6 protein-coding genes and 1 pseudogene are annotated in these 3,612 nt (G+C 74.8%); all 7 read left to right on the forward strand.

Translation table 11 applies throughout. The features are described 5' to 3' along the window. Nucleotides 1–328, forward strand: a pseudogene (locus FNQ90_RS16025) (helix-turn-helix domain-containing protein); the annotation flags it as partial. 54 nt (nt 329–382) lie between these two features. Then, on the forward strand, nt 383–850 hold the full coding sequence (locus FNQ90_RS28485) for a DUF7848 domain-containing protein (RefSeq protein WP_323379998.1): 468 nt from the start codon (nt 383–385) through the stop codon (nt 848–850). Continuing rightward, complete coding sequence (locus FNQ90_RS16035; protein ID WP_182607011.1) at nt 847–1,080, forward strand: hypothetical protein; 234 nt, start codon at nt 847–849, stop codon at nt 1,078–1,080. The genes FNQ90_RS28485 and FNQ90_RS16035 overlap by 4 nt, the downstream gene beginning before the upstream one ends. A 59-nt stretch (nt 1,081–1,139) precedes the next feature. Further along, complete coding sequence (locus tag FNQ90_RS16040) at nt 1,140–1,298, forward strand: hypothetical protein (RefSeq protein WP_194432585.1); 159 nt, start codon at nt 1,140–1,142, stop codon at nt 1,296–1,298. A gap of 114 nt (nt 1,299–1,412) precedes the next feature. Beyond that, nucleotides 1,413–1,544, forward strand: a complete 132-nt coding sequence (locus FNQ90_RS16045; RefSeq protein ID WP_182607012.1) for a lasso RiPP family leader peptide-containing protein — start codon at nt 1,413–1,415, stop codon at nt 1,542–1,544. Between the two features lie 105 nt (nt 1,545–1,649). Beyond that, nucleotides 1,650–3,212, forward strand: coding sequence for an asparagine synthase-related protein (locus tag FNQ90_RS28490; RefSeq protein WP_182607013.1), 1,563 nt, complete (start codon nt 1,650–1,652; stop codon nt 3,210–3,212). Beyond that, nucleotides 3,107–3,484 (forward strand): hypothetical protein, encoded by a 378-nt coding sequence (locus FNQ90_RS16055; protein ID WP_228471276.1) that lies wholly within the window; start codon nt 3,107–3,109, stop codon nt 3,482–3,484. Before FNQ90_RS28490 ends, FNQ90_RS16055 begins: the two co-directional genes overlap by 106 nt. The last annotated feature ends 128 nt before the right edge of the window (nt 3,485–3,612 follow it).

Below are 3,612 nucleotides of genomic sequence, written 5' to 3' on the forward strand. Positions count from 1 at the left end.
GGTGGCGGTGCACGCCGCGGAGGTGGGGGTGGAGGTCGAGCAGCCGGACCGCACGTTGCGGGCCGCGACGCAGGCCGACATTCGGGGGGTTCCCTCCGCCGAGCGGCAGATTCATTACGCGGTGGACCGGGCCCGGGCCCTGGCGCGGATGCGGCAGCACGGCGCGGCGGTGGTGGAGCTGCGTGCGGCGGCGAAGCGCGCCCCGTGGTACGTGCATGCCGATCCGATGGCGCGGGCGCTGGTGATGGACCTCACCCGTACGGGTGTTCCGTCGCAGGCTGCGGCGCTATCGACGCTGGTCAGGCGCATGGAGCTGACGGCGGCGTAACAACCCCCGGGAATCCCGGGGGTCGCTGCGTGACCGGCCCGTCACGATGTGGCCGTGAGCACACGTGATGTGACGGATTGTGTGCCGGGCGGGGTGCTGGAGCGCCCTCGCCCGGACTGTGAGCCGGCGTTGCAGGAGCCCGTACGCGGGCTGCGACGCTGTGCCTGGTGCCGTGAGCTGGTGCAGCCGGGCCGGAAGGCCGGGCAGGACAGCTCCGGTGAGCCCCTGTACGCCTGCGACAAGCCGTGCTGTGGCCCGGAGGCCGGGGAACCGGCCCCGGTCGAGGCCGGGCGGCGGTTCCGGTTCCGGGAGTACGCCATCGAGCCGGACCGGGAGCCGGACGGAGAGCCGGTGACGTACGCCGCGCAGTGCGCGGTGTGCGAGGAGATCGGCTCGGCCGAGAAGGACGAGGAGACCGGCACGGACTGGATGCTGGCCCATCTGCGGGCGAATCCGGAGCACCTGACGTACCGGGAGATCGTCACCCGCCCCTGCCGTGCGGTGCCGGGGGACTGGCTGTGACGGGCGGGGAGCAGGCGGAGCGGCTGGAGTCCGTGCCCATCACCCGGGAGACGGTGCGGCGCGGGGACGTGCTGATGGTCGGCGGCCGGCAGATGGAGATCCGAAACGTGGTGCGCACCATCACCGGGGCGCGCCTGGATTTCCCGGACGGCGAGCGCATGTGGCTGACGGCCCGCACGGAGCTGACCGGGCTGCGCGGTGCCGTGCCGAGGCCGGGTGGGGGGTTGTGACGGTGGGACGGATACCGGCGGCGCGGTGCGCGCGCACGGAGCTCGCGCCCGGCGGGTGGGTGACCGGCCGCTGCTGGCTCGGCTGCGAACGCGAAGACCTGCCGGTGCAGTGGGTGGGCCCCGTCGAGGTCGGCATCGAGCGGGCCGACCTGTACGGGTGCGCCGATTGCCTGGCGCGGCTGCGGGCCCGGGTGCTCGAGGAAGCCGGGCGCCGATAGAGACCCCGGGCCCGGGCGGGACGTGTTGGCCGGCCGTCCTGCCCGGGTCCGGCCCAAGGACCGTGGCGGCGGCGAGGGGTTGCCGCATCGAGGCGAGGAGAGGAGGTGAGGGTGATGGAGCAGACCACCGAGGGCTACGCCGCGCCGGTCGTGGCGGACGCCGGTGACGTCGTGGCCGTGACGCTCGGGTCGAACAATTTCGATTCGGCTGATGACACTCAGTACGTCAAGACCGAGGACGACTGACGCGCGGTGCGGGCCGGGCCCCGGGAGGGCGAGCGTTTCCCCGGGCCCGGCCCGCCTGTGTGCAGGAACGGGCAACGAGTCGAGCAGGAGCGGGGTGATGGTGTCGTGAGGTGGTGCACGGGGTGGGCCGGTCGTTCGGTGCCGCCGGTCCGGCCGTTGGGCGGATGGGCGGTGCCGGGCTGGGACGCGGTATGGGCGGTGGGCCGGCCCCGGGAGCAGGTGCGGGCCGTTCGCGCGGGGGATACGGCGCTGGCCGTGATCGGGGAATGCGGAGCCGAGGACGCGCGGCTCGCCGCCGGGTTGCGCGATGTGCGGTGCAGCCGGTGGCGGGAGCTGAAGGCCTGGCCGGGGTCCTACCTGGTTCTGGTGGCGCACGGGCCACAGACGCTGGTGATCGGGGACCTGGCCGGGCAGCACCCGGTGTACTGGCGGCAGACCGGCGGCGGGGTGTGGTGGGCGAGCGCGGCCTCCGCGCTCGCCGCCCTGGACGGGGCGCCGGTCGACGCGGTCGCCCTGGCGGCGCACCTGGCGATCGGGCAACCGGACCTCATGCCCGCGCGGTCGCTGTTCCGGGGGGTGCAACGGCTTCCGCCGGGGTGGCTGCTGCGCATCGACACCGGGGCCCCGGTCGTGGAGCGGTTCGAGCCGGTGGAGTACGAACCGGTGCCGATGGCGCAGGCCGGCCCGGTGGTGGCCGGTGCGCTGCGGGCCGCGGTCACCGCGCGGATCGACGGGCGGCGGGCGGTGAGTGCCGATCTGGCCGGGCTGGACTCCACGACCCTGGCCTGCCTGGCCGCCGACCACGGCCCGACGATCGCGACGACATTCACCGATCCGCGACTTCGTGATGACGATCTGGCCCATGCCCGGCGCACGGCGGCCGCCGTGGCGGGGTTGCGGCACCGGGTGGTGTCCGGGGGGCCGGGCACCGTCCACTACAGCGGCCTGGAGGACCTGGAGCATCTGCCGGTCACCGACGCACCGAACCCGTACGCGGTGACGGCGGGCATCAAGCGGGCCGTCCTCGCCGCCGCCGTGGAGGGCGGGTCCGGCAGGGGTGTGCACTTCGCCGGTACGGGCGGGGACACCGTGCTGTCGGCCACGGGCTACCTGCCGGACCTGCTGCGTGAACGACGGTGGGGGACGGCGGTCTCCCACGCGCAGGCCCGGGCCCGTGTCGGCCGCACGTCACTGTGGACGGTGTTGCGCCGGGCGCGTCGGGCCTCCCACGCCACCCCGGGGAGTTCGGTGCGGGCCGCTGTGGCGGAACTGCGGGAACCGGCCGGACCGTGGCTGCCGGGTCAGCGGGTGCCGCTCTCCCGGGTGCCGTTGTTGGCCGGCGCCCGGTGGATGGACCAGCCGGTCCGCGATGAGCTGGCCGAGGCCCTGGGCCTGGCCGTCGAGCAGGCCGCCATGGTGGGGCCGGGGCGACTGTCCGGGTGGACGGAACGTGCGGACCTACTGCACCCGGGGCGGACATGGCCGGTTGGCGGGCCCTCGCGATCGGGTTCGGGGTCGAGGTGGCCGCCCCGTACCTGGACAACGAGGTCCTCCGTGCCTGTCTGGCCGTGCCGCCGGAGGAGCGCGGCGCCCCGGGGGTCTACAAGCCGCTGCTGGCCGCCGCGTTCCCGAACGGCCCCGTCCCGCCCTTTGTGCTCGGTCGGGTGACGAAGGGCGGGTTCAACGGCGTCTCCTACGCCGGGCTGTTCGGGCACGCGGACACCATCGCGGAGTTGCTGGGCCCGGCCTCGCGGCTGGCGTCGCTCGGTCTCCTCATCCCGGGGCCGGTGGAGGCGATGCTGCGGCTGGCCGGGGAGGGGCAGCGCGTCCCACAGGGCTCGCTGCACCCGGCGGTCGCCACGGAGGTGTGGCTACGGCAGCTCGATGTGCGGCCCGTGGCGTGGTGGGAGGAGGTGGCCGATCGTGTGGCGACTGCGTGACCACGCGCACGCGGCCCTGACCGCAGAGGGCGGGGCCATTCTCGATGAGCGCACCGGCCGGTGGACGTACCTGTCGCCGACCGCCGCGACGGCCGTGATGTTCCTGTGCGCGTGCACCGGGAGGGAGG

It is taken from the genome of Streptomyces alkaliphilus, from assembly GCF_014141535.1.
In the GTDB taxonomy this organism is placed as follows: Bacteria; Actinomycetota; Actinomycetes; order Streptomycetales; family Streptomycetaceae; genus Streptomyces; species Streptomyces alkaliphilus.

What these genes read in the sequence shown, in the direction of transcription:
- FNQ90_RS16045 (WP_182607012.1), top strand. Translation starts at nt 1,413, where the DNA reads ATGGAGCAGACCACCGAGGGCTACGCCGCGCCGGTCGTGGCGGACGCC.